Annotated in this window: 12 protein-coding genes; 7 read left to right on the top strand and 5 right to left on the bottom strand. The window is 46.7% G+C overall.

From position 1 onward, the window contains the following. Nucleotides 1-709 precede the first annotated feature (709 nt). Complete coding sequence (locus HMPREF1141_RS13095) at nt 710-1858, bottom strand: hypothetical protein (RefSeq protein WP_242824610.1); 1149 nt, start codon at nt 1856-1858, stop codon at nt 710-712. Between the two features lie 720 nt (nt 1859-2578). Between HMPREF1141_RS13095 and HMPREF1141_RS16925 the strand changes: the two genes are divergently transcribed. The 5 genes from HMPREF1141_RS16925 to HMPREF1141_RS13065 all read left to right on the top strand — a co-directional run bounded on the left by HMPREF1141_RS16925 (nt 2579) and on the right by HMPREF1141_RS13065 (nt 12706). Further along, a complete protein-coding gene (locus HMPREF1141_RS16925; RefSeq protein WP_009065189.1) occupies nt 2579-9193 on the top strand; it encodes a polymorphic toxin-type HINT domain-containing protein in 6615 nt (2204 codons plus the stop codon). Nucleotides 9194-9205: 12 nt separating this feature from the next. Continuing rightward, nucleotides 9206-9532: a hypothetical protein gene (locus tag HMPREF1141_RS13080; protein ID WP_035317134.1), complete on the top strand. Its 327-nt coding sequence runs from the start codon at nt 9206-9208 to the stop codon at nt 9530-9532. Between the two features lie 743 nt (nt 9533-10275). Then, nucleotides 10276-10575: a hypothetical protein gene (locus tag HMPREF1141_RS13075; RefSeq protein WP_155863648.1), complete on the top strand. Its 300-nt coding sequence runs from the start codon at nt 10276-10278 to the stop codon at nt 10573-10575. 111 nt (nt 10576-10686) lie between these two features. After that, complete coding sequence (locus tag HMPREF1141_RS13070; protein WP_035317132.1) at nt 10687-11193, top strand: hypothetical protein; 507 nt, start codon at nt 10687-10689, stop codon at nt 11191-11193. A 904-nt stretch (nt 11194-12097) separates the two neighbouring features. Continuing rightward, nucleotides 12098-12706: a lysozyme inhibitor LprI family protein gene (locus HMPREF1141_RS13065; protein ID WP_035317131.1), complete on the top strand. Its 609-nt coding sequence runs from the start codon at nt 12098-12100 to the stop codon at nt 12704-12706. Between the two features lie 778 nt (nt 12707-13484). On the opposite strand, the gene HMPREF1141_RS13055 is transcribed toward HMPREF1141_RS13065, so the two are convergent. The 4 genes from HMPREF1141_RS13055 to HMPREF1141_RS13040 all read right to left on the bottom strand — a co-directional run bounded on the left by HMPREF1141_RS13055 (nt 13485) and on the right by HMPREF1141_RS13040 (nt 16976). Next, complete coding sequence (locus HMPREF1141_RS13055) at nt 13485-13898, bottom strand: hemerythrin domain-containing protein (RefSeq protein ID WP_009065123.1); 414 nt, start codon at nt 13896-13898, stop codon at nt 13485-13487. 263 nt (nt 13899-14161) lie between these two features. Beyond that, nucleotides 14162-14512 carry a cupin domain-containing protein gene (locus tag HMPREF1141_RS13050; protein WP_009065183.1) on the bottom strand — a complete coding sequence of 117 codons (351 nt, stop codon included), beginning with the start codon at nt 14510-14512 and terminating at the stop codon, nt 14162-14164. A 12-nt stretch (nt 14513-14524) separates the two neighbouring features. Beyond that, entirely contained in the window at nt 14525-15736 is a 1212-nt protein-coding gene (locus tag HMPREF1141_RS13045; protein WP_009065201.1) for a DUF438 domain-containing protein, read from the bottom strand. Continuing rightward, nucleotides 15726-16976 carry an anaerobic nitric oxide reductase flavorubredoxin gene (locus HMPREF1141_RS13040; protein ID WP_009065165.1) on the bottom strand — a complete coding sequence of 417 codons (1251 nt, stop codon included), beginning with the start codon at nt 16974-16976 and terminating at the stop codon, nt 15726-15728. The genes HMPREF1141_RS13045 and HMPREF1141_RS13040 overlap by 11 nt, the downstream gene beginning before the upstream one ends. Before the next feature lie 297 nt (nt 16977-17273). Between HMPREF1141_RS13040 and HMPREF1141_RS13035 the strand changes: the two genes are divergently transcribed. Together HMPREF1141_RS13035 and hcp are read left to right on the top strand one after the other, a co-directional pair. Beyond that, on the top strand, nt 17274-17945 hold the full coding sequence (locus HMPREF1141_RS13035) for a Crp/Fnr family transcriptional regulator (protein ID WP_009065173.1): 672 nt from the start codon (nt 17274-17276) through the stop codon (nt 17943-17945). A 216-nt stretch (nt 17946-18161) separates the two neighbouring features. Further along, nucleotides 18162-20012 (top strand): hydroxylamine reductase, encoded by a 1851-nt coding sequence (gene hcp, locus HMPREF1141_RS13030; RefSeq protein ID WP_009065194.1) that lies wholly within the window; start codon nt 18162-18164, stop codon nt 20010-20012. Nucleotides 20013-20154: the final 142 nt, after the last annotated feature.

Here is a 20154-nt window from a genome sequence, read left to right as displayed (position 1 = left end):
ATATGGAGAAGCTTGCCGTCTTTGATCGAAAGCGGCAGGCTTCTCTATCTTTCATTTTCAGAAAAACACCGGCTTTCTGATACGGATATTCTTTCATTGCGGTAAAATCGATGCGTATGCTTGCCTTGAAAGCAAGGTTGCTGATTGCCTTTTCGTACGATTGCCCTCGGTTCAGTAATTATCCCTAGTTCAATTTTCAGGTAGTAGCAATTCAGTCATTTTCAGATAGAAAATCTTGTCTTCTTCAACTGGGCATGGGATCACAGTCGGTATGTGATTTAGGAAGAAACGCAGCCTTCAGGCTCATCTGGAAAAGATTTTGCAAAATCACAATCATCGATGGGGATGCCTAAAGCGGAAGCTTCTCCCTGCCTATGAAAGTACACCTTCGGGGTGCATTCAAGAAGTCAGCGGTTTGATCCCGCTTATCTCCACCAGGGGAAGAAACCTGAAGACAGATGTCTTCAGGCTTCTTTTTCGCTTTTATAGAATGGATACAAAATGGCTGCTGAATCTTTTGTTTGGGCGCAATATGATTAGAAGCTGATTTAACAGCAGAAAGATCCGACGCGGTTTTGATATACGGCGTCGGATCTTTCTGCTATATAAAATGATGGGAACCTACCTATTCATTCTAATCGAAACTGCATGAAAACTCATACAAATTCTTCATTACTCTAAAAATATTCCATTGACAATTCTACTTCGTTTACACAAGAAAGCATGCGACGATGATGGTCGCAGCGAGGCCGGAGAACACGGGTATGACGTTTTTGCGCACCAGTTCCTCCGGTTTCACACCGCAGATCGCAGCGACAGGGATGACCGCCCATGGAATGAGCGTACCGCCGTCTACCCAGATGGTAACGATCTGGCCGAGGGAGGCGAGCATTTCCTTGTTGATGGGCAGCGCCTGCGCAAAGGTGGCTGCTGTCGCGCCAACGATGGGCAGCCCGGAGAATCCGGAACCGTCAAGCCCGGTGACAAAGCCAGCGAGCGCCTCCGCGATCACCACGGGTACGCGCGAAATAGGCACGTTCTGCGCGAGGTAGAGGCCGATATCGTTCATAATGCCCGTATCGCTGCCAAGAACGGCCTTCGCACCGTCCGCGCCGCCGAGGAAGAAGAAGCCCGCGATGAAGATGACCGGCGTGAAGATATCGATGCCGAAGCCGAAGCCCGCCTTTAGATGCTCGATGACTTTATCAAATGCCTTCATGATGCCGCCGTTGACACAGGTCGCGGCGACGAGGATCATCAGTGCCGTGCCACCCACAAGCGCCGTGGCATCTCCGCCCTGCAATTTGAAGAGCAGCATGAACACGATGTCCAGTGCGAATGCGACGGGCGTGGCAATCGCGATTGCCACCGCGGCGGGCTTAGCCTTTTCCGTGGAAATTGCAGGCCGTTCAATCTTGATCGGCGGCAGATTTCTCACGTCGCGCCGGAACATGATGAACGCCACCGTTGCGGTAACAACGGCCATCACGGCCCAGAGCACAAAGCCCTCGCGCATCAGCGCGCCAACCGTTGTATCTGCGGCTTTTGCGGTGATGGTGGGCGCGCCCTGTATGAAGAAGTCCCCCGAGAGCGCCATGCCGTGACCGAACAGGTTCATTGCTACGGCAGCCCACACAACGGGTATGCCCGTCTCAAGCGCAAGGGGCAGGATAACGGCGCCTACGAGAGCGACTGCCGGGGAAGGCCATATGCACATGGAAACGGCAAACATGACGAAACCGAGCAGAAGGAAGGTGGCGCTTCTATTTTTCATGTAGCGGCTAAACGGGCGGATCATCAGTGCGTCCGCGCCTAGGGCAGAGAGTGCCTTGGACATCGCCACGACGAGTGATATCACGGCGATAACGCTCCAGAATTCTCCCCCAGACCAGACCAGTGCATTGAAAAGCGCCTGTATGCCGCCGATCGCGCTTTGGGTAGTCACCCAGCCGATGATGAGGATGCCTGCCACACAAGGCAGCACGATGCTTTTGCGAAAGACCATCAGGCCGAGCATGACAAAGATCAGCGTGATATATAAGATGTGGAGATAGCTTAAAGTTACCAACGGATGGCCCCCTTTTCACAGGTGTTGATATTTGAAATATACTATGTTGGAAAATACAAGCATGTGAAGGGGTCCAACCAAGGGTTGATGGTGCGGTACGTTTTTTTCTCGCCAGCAAAACCGGACCGGGGAGCTATTTTCTACTGGAAAAAAGCAAGTGTTCTGATAGCATCTTCCAGATGCTATCAGAACACTTGCTTTGATGCGGGCTATCCTTTCTCAAAACCGATTATCAATTATATGGTAGTCGATATTTAACGTTTTTATTGGATGTTATTGGGTGGATGTAAAGTATATAAAAGTTAAAATATCATCAAATCAAATAAAGATTCTTTCTCGTAAAAGAGTTGAGAATTTTTAAAATAATGGAAGTCATCGCTATTTCATTTTCCGGTTATTTACATGTCATACATTACCATATTTAAAGATAGGTTATTTATATTGACGGCGTTCTATCTTTCCCTTATGCTTTAAACTTGACGGCGCCGAACAAGCATAAGGGAGTAGAACATGAATAGGTTATTAAAGCACACTGCGGCATTTTTATCCGCAGTAATTTTGATGCAATCTTTCACCTCTGTGGCGCTTGCGGCAGAAGCACCTCCGGAGCAGAACGGCGCAATTTCCATCAGTGATCAGGCGCAGGAGGCGGGCATTCCGGAAAATTCGGATACCACCTTTGAAAATGCACAGATCATTACAGAATACCCGAAAAAACGAACAGAAACTTCTAAAACATTTTTCATGAGCGACGGTACCTTTCTAACCGCTTCATATAGAGAACCGATCCATTATCAGGATGCTTCCGGCAGCTGGCAAGACATCGACAACACTTTACAGGTTGTCAATTCCAAGGTTGCGGAAAGTGCACAGCAGCTGGAAACAAAAGCAGGCAGCATGAAGGTCAGCCTATCAAAAATCATGTCTGCGAAAAAAGCGGTGTTTGTAAAAGCTGGGGCCAACACCATCAGCTGGGGACTAGATGGAGCCGCGGCGACCAAATCAAAGATCGTACCGCAAAAGACGGCATTGGCAGCTGAGAGTAAAAATGATCAGTTTCTGACGCTGAAAAAGCTGAATAACGAACTTCTTTATTCAGATGCATACCCGAATGTAGATGTTCAGTATCTGCTCTCTTCTTCCAAGGTCAAGGAAAATATCATCCTGAAATCAAAAGAGGCACAGAAGCAGTTTACCTCTACTTATCAGATCGGTGCACTGGTTCCGAAACAAACGGACAGGCAGACCATCGAGCTGTATGAAAAAGCGGATACCGAACAGAAGAATCCGGTTTTCACGATCAAAGCTCCGGTCATGTCGGATGCTAAGGGCCAGATCAGCGATGCGATCACCTTGGAAATCCTGAAGCAGGAATCGGCCACACTTCAGATCGCAATCCATACCGATGAAACCTGGCTGAATGATGAAGCCAGAGTTTATCCCGTTACGATTGATCCGTCCATTGGTTCGGGCGGTACTACCCGCGATACCTTTGTAAGCTCCGGTGCCCCGAATAATAATTTCGGTTACATGGGGAGTATGTACATCGGCAATGAAGTGACCACATACAAAACCTGCCGGATGTTACTAGATTTTGATCTGCCGAAAATGTACAAGGGCGATATGGTTGTACAGGCGCAGCTGAACCTGGTACAGTTCGCAAATGGGATGAGTCCTTCTACCGGTACCATGCAGATCAACGCGTATGAAATGAGCTCCGCCTGGAATGAACATACCGATACCTGGAGCAATACCAGCGCAGCGGTCGAAACGGCAAAGAACAGCCCTATCCTCGATTACGCCATCACTTCACAAAGTACGAATCAGAAGGTTGTCTCTTGGGATTTAACTAAACTGGCCAAAGGCTGGTACGACAGTTCAAGAACCCACAAGGGAATCTTGCTTGCGGCAAACGATGAAGTTGCAGCCGTACGAAATCAATTTTACACTTCCGATTACCCGTCAGGTACCGGATTGTATCCTATCCTTACCATCCGTTATGTCAACCATACCGGTCTGGAAGAATACTGGAGTTATCACCAGCAATCCGCAGGCCGTGCCGGAACTGGTCATGTGAATGATTATACCGGAAATCTGGTATTTACCATTCCGATTACCGGCACAACAGGAGAACTGATGCCGCTGGATTTTGGCCTGACCTTTAACAGCAGTTTGTCCGGTACGCAGTTTAAGGATGGTCAACGCGGCGGAACTTTTGGCTTTGGATTTCGGAGCAATCTGAATCAGAGAATTGAAGGAATCTCTGAAGCCAATGCAACCAATGCGGCGGAAAAGGAAAAATTCAGATTGTTGGCTGCGGCCGGATACAAATTTTTCTATCTGGATGAGGATGGAACAGAGCATTATTTTGTGACAGATCCAACGAATTCTGCCAGATATAAGGATGAGGAAGGTTTTGATCTGACCCTTACCACCGGCGGGCCTACCGATGAGTACTATACGCTCAGTTATGCGGATGGTTCCAAAAAAACATTCACTCTTTCCGGTTATTTAAAGAAAATCTACGACAGTGATAATAATGCGCTGAACCTCACCTATAGCGGAGCAAAAATTGCTTCTGTTACCGACGGCGCGGGCCGTGTTACTACCTTAGGCTACACTAGCTATGGAACTTTGGATTCCATCACTACGCCAGACAGAAAGGCGACACGTTTTCGCTACGACGCGAACTACGAGCGGTTGACCTCGATTACTCACTTTGATGGCAAAGTTACGCTCTATACCTATCATGACAATGATCTCTTGAAGTCGGCAACAGACATTGACGGAAGTAAAATGGAGTATGGCTACCAACTCAACGCATCTGATTGGATGGTGAGAAACCGCGTTACCAGTGTGAAGGAGTATTCCGCAGACGGTGAAGCTGGAAATACCCTTTCTATGACTTATAACACGGATAACACGACCGATTTTGTCTATTTGAGCGCACTCGGAAAGAATCAAAAAGAGATCTACGGTTTTGACCGGTACGGACGTGCAGTCAGTATTGTTAACGCGGATGGTTCTGCCGAAGATGTCTCGCCCACAGATGCTTCCGCCGCAACCTATAAATTCACCGATAACGGAGAAAATGATGTACGCAAAAATAAGATCGCAGAACAGGCAAAAACCAGCCTTCCAGTTGTCAACCTGCTGACAAATCATAGCGCGGAGCTCACAGATTCATCCTGGACTCTGTATAATCAGACTTCGCCCGGGGGGCAGATGACGATTGCTTCGGACGCTGCTTATCTGGGCAATAAGTCCTTAAAGGTAACGCAGGAGCAATCAAATCCCACCCTTGTCAGCGCAAAGCAGGTGGTAAAGGGGCTGAAAGGCGGCGATACCTACACATTTTCCGCCTATATCAAAACCGATCTGGTTACCGGCGGGCAAGGTGCAAATTTGTTTGCCGTAGCCTCTGATGGCACCAAAGAGATCACCTTTCAGGGACAGGGTGTTTATGGCACCGGAGAATGGCAGAGAATCAGCGTAACTTTTACCTTGCCTCAAAACGCCACAGAAGTGGCTTTGCATGCCGGGCTGATGAACGCAAGAAAAACCGCCTGGTTTGACTGCCTGCAGCTGGAAGCCGGGAATGTAGCGAATCCTTATAACCTGCTGGAAAATCCGTCGCTGAAATATTCCTCCGGTAGCCCCACTTACATTCCTTCCTTCTGGACTCCTGCCAATTTTGAATCAAATGACGGAATTTCTAACGGGGAGCTTCACATTAAGGGGAATCCCAGTAAAAACAAATCGCTTTCCCAGAGCATTCCGATCAACAAAACAGCAGAAACCATTGCTTTTACCATGGCGGGAAAAGCGAAAGGAAATTCCGTTCCCCTCTTTGGTAACCGGCATTTTGCGATTGATCTTGGCCTTTATTTTACAGATGGAACCACTCAGTGGACGGTCATCCCGTTTAACGCAGACTCCAATGGAGAGCAATATGCTACCGGCCCTGTCTATGCGAAAACGGAGTATTCGCAAAAAACAATTGAAAAGGCCGTATTTTATATCATCTATTATCAAAATGCAAATTCCACCTACTTCTACGACATGCAGCTGAATATGGATGAAACCGGTTCTGCCTTTGTTTATGATGAGAATAACGGAAAATTAAAGATTTCGCGACAGAATGCCCAAAACAATAAAACGTACAGCTACGACACCAGTTCCAAGGAGCTGATAACCGCCCAAAACGGAAATAATGAATCGTACCGGTATTTTTATCAGGATGCTAAGATTCATCAGCTGAAATCTGCTCGGTCGGAGAAAACCAAAATTGGGATGTACTATACCTATGATGGCAAGGGTAATGTTGTCGACACCAAAATGGGAACGATCAGCACATCCGGCGCGATAGACACCACCGTCCCCGCCAACCCTTACCTGCAAACCACACAGGGCTATAGCGCGAATGGAAACTATGTGACTTCCATCTCCGATCAGCGAGGTAAAACCACCACCTACAATATTGACGGAACCACCGGCCTGACGAATTCTGTCACCGACCCCAAGGGGAATCAAACCAGTTACACCTATGACAGCAAAGATTACTCCCTGACGGGCGTCAGCGCGCAAAGCAGTGCAGGAACGGTACAGAACAGCTACGGGTATGATGCCTCCAACCGTCTAAGCCGGATCACTCACAACGGTTTTGATTATGGTTTTACCTATGATGGTTTTGGCAATCCCACGAATGTAAAGGCCGGTTCTCAGAATTTGATTACCCACTCCTATGCCGCCGGCAACGGAAATCTGCTGTCTTCCACCTATGGCAACGGTTTTCAGCTTGGTTACGAGTACGATAAGTACGATCGGGTGTATTCCATCAAGAAAAACGGCGCGGACGCTTATCAATATGATTACGATGCGCGCGGTAACTTAGCCAGAATTACCGATACTACCGGCGGCACATCGAAGCCAACAGAATTCTTCTACGATGTTGGCGACCGGCTCGTGCGAAAGACTTTTGGGAACGACACCGAAATTCGGCAAGGCTATGACAACATGGATCGTTCCACCAGCCAGTATTTTCGATTTGCGGGGCAAACCCGGCTGACTGCTTTCTCTTATGATTTAGACAGCAGAAAAGAAGCAACCAGTCTGCTGTCCGGTGGAAAAATGAACTTCGTTTATGACACCCTGAACCGAATTGGATTTACCACCTTAAAACCTGACGCCGGGATCAATAATTCTCTGAATGCTCAAGCAACTTTTGTAGGAGACGGCAACCGTACCACCACCTTGGTGGATACCTACAGCAATTATCGGAGCATTGGAGATCAGGTAACCAAACTTTCATCCTACAAATACACCTATGATGACAATGGGAATATTCATACCGTAAAAGATGCCGACGAGAATGTGACTACCTACACGTATGATCAGATGAATCAGCTGACAGCGGTAGAAGATCAGAAAGCGAATATTGCAACCTGGTACACCTATGACGCAGGCGGAAATTTAATCAATCGAAGAGCATCCATCGGCGTATATGGTGCGGTCGGAAAAGAGATTGAAAACGTAAACTATTCCTACGGCAACGCCAACTGGAAGGATCTGCTGACCAGCTATAACGGCCAGAGTATCACCTACGACCAGATCGGCAATCCCCTCACCTACCGCGACGGTATGAGCTTTACCTGGGAAGGACGCCAGCTGAAAACCGCCGCTGTGAACGGCAAAGAAACAAGCTATGCCTACAACAGCGACGGCATTCGTACCAGCAAAACAGTGAATGGCATCACCACCGACTATTTTGTGGACGGCAATACCATACTGGCGCAAAATACCGGATATGATCCCATGTGGTTCATGTATGACAGCGATGGAACCCGAGTAGGCTTTACCTATAAGGATGCCGCCTATTATTACACGAAAAACGCCCAAGGCGACGTGACCGGAATTGTTGACAGCGACCTCAGCACCGTTGTAGAATACAGCTATGACGCCTGGGGCAAGCTGCTGACTACAACAGGCAGCAAAGCGGATACCATCGGCAAACTGAATCCGTTTTTGTATCGCGGGTATTACTATGATGCAGAGACAGGACTATACTACCTGAACAGCAGATATTACGATGTGCAGACCGGCAGGTTTTTGAATGCGGATGATACCGATATTCTTTTGGAAGATCAGGAAAATCTGACGGAGCATAACCTTTTTGCCTATTGCCTGAATAATCCGGTTAATATGGCGGATGACGACGGAGGAATTGCTTGGTGGATTGCTGCTGCCGTTGGCGGAGCCGCGTTTGACACCGCGGCATATATCATCGGCGCTGCGGTCAGCGGGCAAAAGGTAACATGGGCCGGTGTCGGCAAGGCTGCGCTTGCTGGAGCTATTACTGGCGTTGCTTTTGGGGCAGTAGGTAAAGGTATTAAGGCTATTAGCGGAGCAGTTAAAGCCAGCAAGTCAGTAAAAATGGCGGCAAAGGCAGCTTGTTTTGTGGCCGGAACATTAATTGCTACTGAGGATGGATTCAAGCCCATTGAAGATATTAGGAAAGGAGACTATGTCTACTCTGAAAATCCTGAAACGGGAGAAAAAGGGTTAAAAACTGTTGTACAGACTTTTGTTAACAAAACAAGTGAACTTGTCCATGTTTTTGTAAACGGTGAAGAAATCGTTACAACACCGGAGCATCCCTTTTATGTGCCTCAACAAGGTTGGACTGCCGCAATCAATCTCCGTGCGGGCGACGTGTTGGTACTTAGCAATGGAGCGTATGTAACCATCGAAAAAATTCAGCATGAGTTGCTCGAAAAGCCCATTGCAGTTTATAACTTTGAAGTGGAAGATTTCCACACGTATTATGTTGGCGAAAATAGCATTTTGGTGCACAATACGTGTGGCTGGGACATGGTTCGAGAGTCAACTTCAGCTTGGAATACTGTCAAAAACTTTACCTCTAAGCAGATGCAAATATATGATGATGTCTTAACAAAATTAGCGAGCGGGAATACCAGAGGACTAAATGCTCATAGGCTTACAAATGGAAATTATGCTGCCGATTTGGCAGGATTCGGTAAAGGCCGAGGAGCAGGACGAGTTATATATCAAATTAGAAATGGTATTGTAGATGTAATCGAGGTATCATTAACTCACTATAAGTAAGGGGGATATCTTATGTTTAAACATATTCTGTTGGAAGTGTATTGCCATAAAGACGCAGGCCAAGAAATCCCATCTTTTTGTGAATCTCATGGCATAATTCCTAGCTATTATTGCATTTTAAATCATTGTATGCATATGTCTTTTACTTCACATGAAAATGCCTTATGTTATATTAATGAAAAGTCAACTGCGGAAGAAATTATCACTTTAGGTGGCGAAATGACTCCTGAATCTGTAAATGAATGTGAATCTATTGAATTATGGAGAGCGATATCGGTTTGCAAGATAAATGAAGCTTATGATGAATATATGAAACAATTAAAAATCAGGCAGGCTTAAACCCATATTTTACAACGATTTAAGAATAGGGTAGCCTTAATAAGGAAATCGATAAAGTGAACAGCGCCACCTTTTTAGGTGGCGCTGTTCTTGTGTTAAAAATAAGCAAATTATCTTTACAAAGAGGTGACCACCCATGTCTGGAGCAAGGCTAATATCAAACTCCCACTATTTCCATATCGCCCACACTGACGAGCAGGCAGACGGGAAGCGCATTTTGAGAGTGACGGAACGAGAGTAAGCTTTACCTACTAGGATGATGCCTATTATTACACCGAGAACGCCCAAGGTGATGTAACCGGAATCGTTGACAGCGACCTCAATACCGTTGTAGAATACAGCTATGACGCATGGGGCAAGCTGCTTACTACAACCGGCAGCAAAGCGGATACCATTGGCAAGCTGAATCCGTTTCTTTACCGTGGTTATTACTATGGTGCGGAAACAGGTCTGTACCACCTGAACAGCAGATATTACGATGCGCAGACGGGTAGGTTTTTGAATACGGATGGAGAACTAAATCTTGGCAGTAGCCTTACAGATACTGATCTTTTCACATATTGTGGGAATAACGCTGTTAATCGTGTGGATTTTACGGGGCATTCTTGGTTCACTGCTTTTCAAGTATTTGCAGTCATAGCTGTAGTCTCAACTGTAGTGTTTTTAGTTGCTCCGTATTAGCAGCAGTCGGGAGAGGTATTACCACTTCTACCATTGTTTATGCAGTAGGTACTATGGTCATAATGTCAACAGGCGCAGCATTATATTCATTTGGACAGGTTGCCATCCGGTCAGCACCAAAAACTTTTGCCAAAGCGAAGGTGGAATCAAAAGATAAAGTATCTGTCATAACTCAATCCAAGTCAGATGATAAATCTCCGGGAGCTAAAGTTTATGAAGACCAGCCCTTAACTCTAGAAATGGCTAAGGATAAACTTACACTTGGTGCTGATATTTGGGCGGCAGACTCTGAATCAGCTAAAGTGCTTTGTACTGCTGCTGGGGGAGGCTATTTTGGTCCGATAAGAGATGGTATCCGTTAAATGCTATGCACTATTACCCAATTTCGTATATAAAACGAGGACACGTTTTCTTTGGAAACGACCCCAATTTACAATTTGTCCGCATTTTTGATTAGGAGGTGAGATCATCTGATGAGTTTACGATTAGGCATGATTTTATCATGTGATTGTACCGAGAACGTATTAGAATTACTAAGAACTGAATTGCATCTAGAATTTATTCGCATTCAAAATATTACATTTTCAAAACAATTGTCTGATGATGAGATGTTAATTGAAGCAACGGGATTATATGATGATTCTAAAACGGGTATTGGTTCATTTGATCTTTATAATAAGGATATTTCAGAAATAAAAGAGCGGTATAAAAATGATCCTTACGCTTATCATGTGGTAGTTGACGAATACTTAGATAGGAGAGACGCTTACAGAAAGGATGCTCTAAAATGGCTAGATATTATAAAATCAATGAGATGGAAATACAGCATTTCAAAAGTAGGACTCTTTTATTTCGATGGCTATGATATAACAGCGAGAATAAAATTCCCTATATACATTCGTAAATATTATATTTTGGATGAAACGAATGAATATGATTTGATGAAAATAGGAAATTGTGAAATTGCTTTTTTCGAATAAATATTTCTGCTCATTCATCGCTTATAGATAACTCATGGATAGCAAGTAACAGCGAATTTTCGGCTAAAGGATTTCAGTAGTTCTCAGATTTTTTCTTATTTTTAATAAAGTTTTAGGTCGTAATCCTTGCCCCGTTTCATTTGAAGCGGGGTTTTCTTTATTACAAAATCAGAATTGAAGGTAATAAAATGCCCGGAGCAAGGCTTATCTTAAATATTCGATACTTTCATATTGCCCATGCCGGTGAGTAGGCAGATAGAAAACACGTTATGATAAAAGTGAAGAAATAGAAGTAGAGTTTACCAACAATGATACCGCCATCACATAAAGAACGCGCAGGACGATGTGACCGATATCGTTGACAGGAGCGCCAACGCCGTTATAGAATACAGCTATGATGTCTGCGGGCAAGCTGCTTTATCGGCAAGCTGAATCCTTTTCTGTACCGTGGGCACTACTTTGATGCGGAGACAGGGTTATATTATCTCAACAGCAAATATTATGATGCACAGACAGATAGATTCTTGAATGCGGATGATACAGATATTCTGTCTGAAGATCAGGAAAATTTCCTGCAACACAACTTGTTCGCTCACTGCCTAAACAATCCTGTCAGTATGGCAGATGAAGATGGTTATATAGTGGCTGATATAATTGGTGGTATCATTGGGGAGTTGCTGTGCGGCTTGCTTTAGGTATATTGTCCAAAAAACAACTCGGGTTAACTAATTGGAAAAAGTGGATGCTTATTTCAATGGCAGGCTTTACAGTCCAGATATTATCGAATCAAGTTAACTCTTTATCACATAGCCGCCAATTAGGCGGCTATGTGATACTATTTTACTCAGACCTATGTTTATGCGAGAAACATATAATAGAACTTATAGAAACTGGGGGATAGAATGTGAAAAAAATAATTCTGCTTGTAATAGGAATCGCTTTGCTAATATGTGGATGCAGTCAAAATGTAATGGGTTCCAATAACAGCTCAAGCTCCTCTTCTGTTGAAAGCGATATAGCGGCTGAATCCACTTCTGAATGGTTTGATGTCTACCAGATTACAAATGATTCCCCCGAATTTACTATGGCCATAAAAGAAAATCCGATTGATAAAGATTATAATACTGAATTTTTCCAAAAGGCTACAACTACAGCCGAAATTGCCACCGCACAATGTAAATATCTGAATCTTTGGAAGGCCGAGTTAGAGAATTCCATTAAAAGTTTCAGTGAGAATCTATCTGATGTTGATAAAGATCGATTTGCTTTAGTACAAAATGAATGGGAAAAAAGCATGAACGAAAATCTTGATTTTGAACATACAATATTAACGGATGATTCCTATTCAGTTGAATTGGGTTCAGCTTTTAACTTTCTCGCATTATCAGAAAAAAGGGAAATGTATCGGCAGAGAACAATTCGCATTAAATATTTACACTATCTTTTAGAAACTGCAAGTTCGAACTCAAAATCAGTAAGTGAACTGGAATCGTTAAGATTCCTATATAAGTAATCTTTTTATTCAAAGGTTCTCTATGATTATAAAAGTGGGGGTTAGTAAGAGAGGTCAATGAAGTAATACATTGAGTGCTCCTCTTCATTCGAAATGAGACATCTCTAAGTAATTGATCAATTTTTCGAAAAAACTTTACTTGCTATGACACAATCTGTTACTACACGAAGACCATCTCCTAAGGCGATGCAATCGGAATATGACGGCATCGCCGACACTTGGTTTTAGAACACAGCAATGCCGTATGTGACAGGCTGATTGACAGGCACTGATACCCTACCGTATCACAGAAAGGATTATGAGGGGAGACGTTGAAAATTTGTTTGGATCATAAAATGATTTTCAAAAACATTAAGCCTATCATTGACAATTGGGATCCGATCGATTTATTGCCGTATTCCCCGAATGATGAATACGACGATGAAACGAGTTGGATTGCGAACCAAGTCGAAGGAAAAAACGCCGACGAAATAGCTCAAATCATCTTTGATGTGTTTTCTAGTTCGTTTAATCATGGTGTTTTTCAAAAATCCTTGAAGGAGTATAAAACGATCGCATTAAATATTTTGAGCACATTATCCATGATATAAGTGTTCAAAGTACGAATGAGGCCCTTATATTTGTAAGTAAAAAAGGAGCGGTATCGAAAAGATACCGCTCCTTTTTTACTTACATCTTTACCGATTCTTTCTCTTCGCTTTTCTGCCGATCGTTCCATTCCGTCTCTTTTAGTGGCGCGTCAGGGTTAGGGGAACGGTTAAATCCTGATTGATTTGCATCATTTTGCTGCGATCAGCGGGTACAGCTTTACATCTTCGTTTTTGATTCTCTCTTCAATTAGCTGGAAAATCTTTTGGCTTTCCGTGATAAAATGAATTTTATCCTGAATGATTTTGGAAGAGGTGTTATATTTTTGCGCAAAGGAGCGGAATAATTCCGCAAGATTTCCCATCTCATGGTTGAATGTCTGCGCTGTGTTGCGGATGGTCTGATTGCCGTTCTGCATCAGTGAGGGGTAAAGGAACTGATCCTCCGACATCAGGTGCATTTTTAATTTGCCGGACAAAGCATTGATGTTGAATGCGATCTCCTTCGATTTTTCTTCCGGATGATCGGCAATCAAAACGGTGATGGTTTTCATGAGCGCAAGAACTTCTTCATGCTGCTTTTTTAACATATCCAGATTACTCATTTGCTTTTCCTCCTTGATGCGGGGCCATAATGACTCTTGTCTATGGAAAACTCTGGAATTATCATACTCCATTTTAAATTCCATTTCTGTTGTATTTGCAACATAAAAATGAATTTCTATTTTATGTGATGAAAGATTGTTCAGTAAGGAGAAATCAACCGATCAAAAGAAAAAACCAGCGGCGATCTGTTTGGACATGATCGCCGCTGTTTTGATTCTGTTACCGGTAATCGTAAAAATGGAAAGCGTCTGCAGAAAGATGGTTAGCTTCTGGGGTAAGGGAACACCACTGTCAGCAGCATTTTAAAAGGCTTTTCCGCAGCAACCGCATGCGGAATTCCCGCGGGCATCACGATGGTCTGTCCCTGCGTTACGGAATGCACCTGCCCGCCGATGGTAATCTGCGCGTCGCCCTCCAGCACGGTCACCATGGCATCTCCGTCGGAAGAATGTGTGCTGATCTCTTCCCCCTGATCAAAGGAGAAAAGAGTGATGCTGACCGCCGGATTCTGGGCCAGGGTACGGCTTACGACCTGACCCTCCTGATATTGCACCAAAGAGGAAAGCTCCAGTTCTTTTTCAAATTCGATGTTTTTCAAATATTGTGCGCTCATACGAATTCCCTCCTAATTTGTTTGTGCGGCATCCTCAACGAGCCGCTTTTCTCCGGAAATCTCTTGTATGGGCCGGATGTTCTGAGTGACTTCCAACACACCCAGGTATTCGCCGGCCTCACTTCGGACTGCAAAGTACCGGATCAAGATATATTTGTCGCCCATCTTGATCCAAAAGTCCTCCTGATCCTTCCGGCCGTCCCGGAAATCCTCTACCAGTTTTTCCACGATGTGCACGCTGGCCGGGGGATGGCAGTTGGAAACCTTTCGGCCGATGATGGCCTTTGTCCGCGGGAAGACCCGTTCCGCACCCTGCGAAAAGTATTTTACCGTATCGTCCTTATCGACAAAGGTAATGTCGATCGGCAAGGTGTCGAGCATCCGGACAAGCTCTTCTGTTTTTAAGATGCCGGTCGGCAGGGTGATAACGCCGGGGCCGGCTTCTTCCCGCAGTTCGGTCTGCGGTTTGTTTTCCGCTGTGGGCTTCCATACAGGAGCGCTGTCAATCAGGCAGTACCCCAGGTCGGCAACTTCATCAGCGATGATTTTCCACTCATCCTGCGTCAGGTTTTGAATCAGCATGGGGAAGAGGATGTTTTCCTCTTTAAAGATCATCTCGGTAATCCGATTGAACAGCGTTTCCAGCCGCGGCGCAAGCTGTGCTGCGGATTCCGACGGAAGTTTTTTCAGAACCTCTTTGAGCTCGTTCCGGATTTCATCATCCACACCCCACATCACCTTGGGCGGAGCGGTAATCCCATACTGCTCCAGATAGGGGAAGAGCAGATTCTCTTTTTTGCTGTAATGCCGGTCGATTTCCATCAGTCTGGTGAGGCCGTCCTTCAGCTCGCTCTGTGCGTCGGCTCCGGACGAAAGCTTAGACTGCATGTCCTGAATCAGCGTTTCCAGCGCCCGGTTTTCCCGCCACAGTGTGTTGATCGGGTGCCCGGGGATTTTGGCCGGGTCGGACGGCTGATGGATTTCTTCAATCGAACCCTTAAAAACAGCGGCGTGAACGTCGCAAAGACGCTGCACCTCACCGACGGGCAGTCCGCCCAAGATCAATGCCTGCTCTGCCTGTGCAATCTCTTCTGCGGAAACATTGCCGAACACAGCGGCAAATTGATCCTTGACCTCGTCTACACTTTTGCCGTCGTGCAGCTGAGAAATCAGTTCCTTTAACACTTGCTGGCGGTATTCTCTGTTGTTGATTTCAGCGCTCATATGGCTCCTCCTTTATCTGCTGATTGCGGCCTGTGAAAGCCTGTATTTCTTTTGAAAGAGCGGCGGCAAACTGCCTGCCAAATTCCCGGCAGCTTTCCAGCTCGGCTTCATCGGGAACCCACAGGGCCCTGTGCCCGCTGCTGACGATTTGAAAACCTGCCTTTTCCAGCTCTTCGGTCAACTGCTTGACTGCTTCGCCGCTCCAGCCGTAGCTGCCGAACGCGGCGGCGCGCTTCTCTTTGAATTTTAGCCCCTTGATCATCTCCAGCATGCCGCCGATGGAAAACAGATAACCGTTGTTGATGGTGGAGGAGCCGACCAAAATAGCCTTGGAGCGGAACACCTCGGAAAGGATATCGTTTTTATCCTCTTTTGCAGAGTTCATCAGCTTTACGGTGATGGAGGGGGCTGTATCGCGGATGCCCGCCGCGATGGCCTCCGCCATTTTGCGGGTGGAGTTCCACATGGTGTCGTATACCAGGGTGATCTGGTTTTCCTGGTAATTGTCCGCCCATTTCAGGTACTGCTCCACAATCGCGGTCGGGTTTGACCGCCAGATCACGCCGTGGCTCGGGCAGATCATGCTGACCGGCAGGTTCAGATCCAACACTTCGTGAATCTTTTTGGTGACGAATTTGCTGAACGGAGTAAGAATATTGGCATAATATTTCAAAGCCTCGGCAAGAAGCTCCGCCTGATCCACTACATCGTCATACAACGATTCGGTCGCGTAGTGCTGCCCGAAGGCGTCGTTGCTGAAAAGGATATTTTCCCCCGTCATATAGGTGAACATGGTGTCGGGCCAGTGGAGCATCTGCGCCTCCACAAAAATCAGCTTGCTGTCCCCGATATCGAGGGTATCTCCGGTTTTTACGGTCACAAAGTTCCAGTCCTGGTGGTAGTGTCCTTTCAGGATCTTTGCGCCGTTGGCCGTGCAGTAAATCGGCGTATTCGGAATTTCGCGCATCAATTCCGGCAAAGCGCCGCTGTGGTCGATCTCGTTGTGGTTCATCACAATGTAATCGATGCTTTTCAGGTCGACCTCCTGCTTCAGGCGGGCAACAAATTCCTTATCAAAGGGCTGCCATACCGTGTCCATCAGTACGGTTTTCCGGTCGCGTATCAGATACGAATTGTACGACGACCCTCTATGTGTAGAATACTCATCACCGTGAAACCTGGTAAGCTCCCAGTCTACCTTGCCGACCCAGCTGACTTTATCCGTTAATTTCTTCCCCATAGGAGTACCTCCGTTCTTTTTGTCTTTCGTTAGTTTACCGAAAATTTTACAGGGTATAACTTCTTTTCTTCTTAAAACAGTATATCATAGATAATTTTGGAAGTTGGTTGCAAGTGCAACGGATGGAATCAATTTTTCCTGTTACTATATCAATAGGAAAAATGAAGGCAGGTCTTTTGTGGAAAAGGAGTTTTGTCCTCCTGTGGAATTATGGTAGAATAATTACCGGATGACAAGGAGCGCACCTTTGTATGTTAAAGGTATGGCGCCGATGGCGCGGTGAAGAGAGGGTGGAGTATGATTTCTAAAATGAAAAAGAGTCCGCTGTTCTTTGAAATGTCGGACAGCGACATCGAGAACTGTCTGAAATGCAGCCGGTCGGAGATCGTGAGCTATGAAAAGGACGAGCTGATTTTCCGCCAGCACGATGTTCCCCGAAAGCTGCTGGTGCTTCTGGAGGGGGCGGTCGTTGTCGGCAATGATTCCAGCTCCGGAAAGCGCAGCATTGTGGCGACGCTGGATCAGCCCGGGGAATTGTTCGGGGAAGTGTTTCTGTTTTTGAACAAGCAGGAATACGACCACTATGCGCAGGCGGTCGTTCCCGCGCAGATCCTGCAGATTCCAAAGGATTTTCTGTATAACCCGTGCGGGGAAAACTGCGGCTATCACACAAAGCTGATTTCCAATATGCTGTCGATTCTCGCGCAGAAGGCGTATTATCTGAACCGCAAGCTTCAAATCGTATCGTGCGCCACCCTCCGGCAGAAGATCGCAAAGGTTCTGCTGCAGAATTCATCGCCCGATGGTCGGGTGACACTCTCGATGAACCGGGAGGAGCTGGCCGATTTTATGAATACCGCGCGGCCGTCCTTATCCAGAGAGCTGATGAAGATGCAGGAAGACGGAATCATCAAAATCGAAAAACGAAACATTCAAATTGTCGATTTTGATGCACTTCAAAATAATTGATATCGTCATTTTATTTTTTTACGGGCTGCTCGTGTCTTCTCTCGCCTATGGCAGGGGAAGATATTGTTGTTTTCATGCAAAATCACTTTTTCAAAAATTTGATTATCATTTTCAGAATCCGTAACCGGCGTTACGGATTTTTTTATCTTCGGCTGGTATGATGAGGACAACAAAAGGCCGCGAGGCCACCGAGCGAAAATGAAGGAGGATACTTTCATGAAAAATAAAATGTTTTGCTATCAGTGTCAGGAGACCGCCGGCTGCACCGGGTGCACGCAGATGGGTGTCTGCGGAAAAAATCCGGAGGTTTCTGCCATGCAGGATCTGCTGGTATATGTGACAAAGGGCTTGTCGTCTGTCACCACGCAGCTGCGGGCTGAGGGCAAGGAGGTTTCCGCCGAGATCAATCATCTGATTACGCTGAATCTGTTTGCCACGATCACCAACGCAAATTTTGATGAAGACGCGATTGTTGACCGCGTTTTTGAAACGCTGTTCCGCAAGCAGGAGCTGCTGAAACAGGTTGATCACCCGGAGGTTCTGCCGGAAGCTGCGCGCTGGACCTCTTCGAGCCGTGCGGACTTTCAGGCAAAAGCGGTAGAAGTCGGCGTACTGTCCACAAAGGATGAGGATGTCCGCAGCCTGCGTGAGCTGATCACCTACGGCCTGAAGGGCCTTTCCGCTTACAGCAAGCACGCAAACGTGCTGCTGAAGGACGACGGAGAGGTCGATGCGTTCCTGCAGAGCGCTCTGGCAAAAACACTCGACGATTCCCTGACCGTGAACGATCTGATCGCTCTGACGCTCGAAACCGGTGAGTACGGCGTGAAAGGCATGGCGCTTCTGGATGAGGCCAATACCTCCGCCTATGGCAACCCGGAGATTACCAAGGTCAATATCGGCGTTGGCACCCGTCCCGGCATTCTGGTTTCCGGCCACGATCTGCGCGACCTGGAAATGCTGCTCAAGCAGACCGAGGGCACCGGCGTGGATGTATATACCCATTCCGAAATGCTGCCGGCCCACTACTACCCGGCATTCAAGAAATATTCCCACTTTGTCGGCAACTACGGTAACGCGTGGTGGAAGCAGAAGGAAGAGTTCCAGAGCTTCAACGGCCCGATCCTGATGACCACCAACTGCATCGTGCCGCCCAAGGACAGCTACAAGGACCGCCTTTATACCACAGGCGCCGCAGGCTTCCCCGGCTGCAAGCATATCCCGGGTGAGATCGGCGAAGAGAAGGACTTCTCTGAGATCATCGAGCACGCAAAGCGCTGCGCCTCCCCCGCGGAAATCGAGCGCGGCGAGATCATCGGCGGCTTCGCGCACAATCAGGTGCTGGCTCTGGCCGACGCTGTGGTCGACGCGGTCAAGTCCGGCGCGATCAAAAAGTTTGTGGTAATGGCCGGTTGTGACGGCCGCGCAAAATCAAGAAACTACTACACCGATTTTGCCAGAGAGCTGCCGAAGGACACGGTTATTTTGACTGCGGGTTGCGCAAAATATAAATACAATAAGCTCGCCCTCGGCGACATCGGCGGCATCCCCCGCGTACTCGACGCCGGACAGTGCAACGACTCCTATTCCCTGGCCGTGATCGCGCTCAAGCTGAAGGAAGTGTTCGGCCTGGACGATATCAACGATCTGCCGATCGTATACAACATTGCCTGGTACGAGCAGAAGGCCGTCATCGTTCTGCTGGCGCTGCTGCACCTCGGCGTAAAGGACATTCACCTTGGCCCGACGCTGCCTGCCTTCCTTTCTCCCAATGTGGCAAAGGTTCTGGTTGAGAACTTCGGCATTGCCGGAATCGGCAGTGTAGAGGATGACCTGGAGCTGTTTTTCGGCAAGGGTGCGGCGAGCAAGCCCTCTATCACCGAGGATATGCTGATCGGCGAAATCCTCCGGCAGTATCCGGACGCCGCCCCTGTTCTGATGGAGTGCGGCATGCACTGCCTGGGCTGCCCTTCTTCCCAGATGGAATCCCTCTCGGACGCCTGCATGGTGCACGGCCTTGATCCGAAAGCGGTGCTGGGACAGCTCAATCAGCGTGTTGCAAGATAAGATGGCATCATGATGTAAAAAGAAAGATCGACCAAATCAAATAAAGTAAAGCAGAGGAGCTGTGAATGAACACTTGTGTGCTCATTCACAGCTCCCGTTTTCTGGAAAGAATACGATACATCAGCAAAAAGTCCGGACTGTT

Origin of the sequence: Clostridium sp. MSTE9, from assembly GCF_000277625.1 — a bacterium.
In the GTDB taxonomy this organism is placed as follows: Bacteria; Bacillota; Clostridia; order Oscillospirales; family Acutalibacteraceae; genus Faecalispora; species Faecalispora jeddahensis.
Note: the sequence above shows the minus strand (reverse complement) of the source record. Positions and strands in the feature narration are given on the sequence as shown.

Coding starts and splice junctions, on each gene's coding strand:
- HMPREF1141_RS13055 (WP_009065123.1), bottom strand. CDS start 13,898: ATGAGTAATCTGGATATGTTAAAAAAGCAGCATGAAGAAGTTCTTGCG.
- HMPREF1141_RS13070 (WP_035317132.1), top strand. CDS start 10,687: ATGAGTTTACGATTAGGCATGATTTTATCATGTGATTGTACCGAGAAC.
- hcp (WP_009065194.1), top strand. CDS start 18,162: ATGAAAAATAAAATGTTTTGCTATCAGTGTCAGGAGACCGCCGGCTGC.
- HMPREF1141_RS13080 (WP_035317134.1), top strand. CDS start 9,206: ATGTTTAAACATATTCTGTTGGAAGTGTATTGCCATAAAGACGCAGGC.
- HMPREF1141_RS13075 (WP_155863648.1), top strand. CDS start 10,276: ATGTCAACAGGCGCAGCATTATATTCATTTGGACAGGTTGCCATCCGG.
- HMPREF1141_RS16925 (WP_009065189.1), top strand. CDS start 2,579: ATGAATAGGTTATTAAAGCACACTGCGGCATTTTTATCCGCAGTAATT.
- HMPREF1141_RS13040 (WP_009065165.1), bottom strand. CDS start 16,976: ATGGGGAAGAAATTAACGGATAAAGTCAGCTGGGTCGGCAAGGTAGAC.
- HMPREF1141_RS13050 (WP_009065183.1), bottom strand. CDS start 14,512: ATGAGCGCACAATATTTGAAAAACATCGAATTTGAAAAAGAACTGGAG.
- HMPREF1141_RS13035 (WP_009065173.1), top strand. CDS start 17,274: ATGATTTCTAAAATGAAAAAGAGTCCGCTGTTCTTTGAAATGTCGGAC.
- HMPREF1141_RS13045 (WP_009065201.1), bottom strand. CDS start 15,736: ATGAGCGCTGAAATCAACAACAGAGAATACCGCCAGCAAGTGTTAAAG.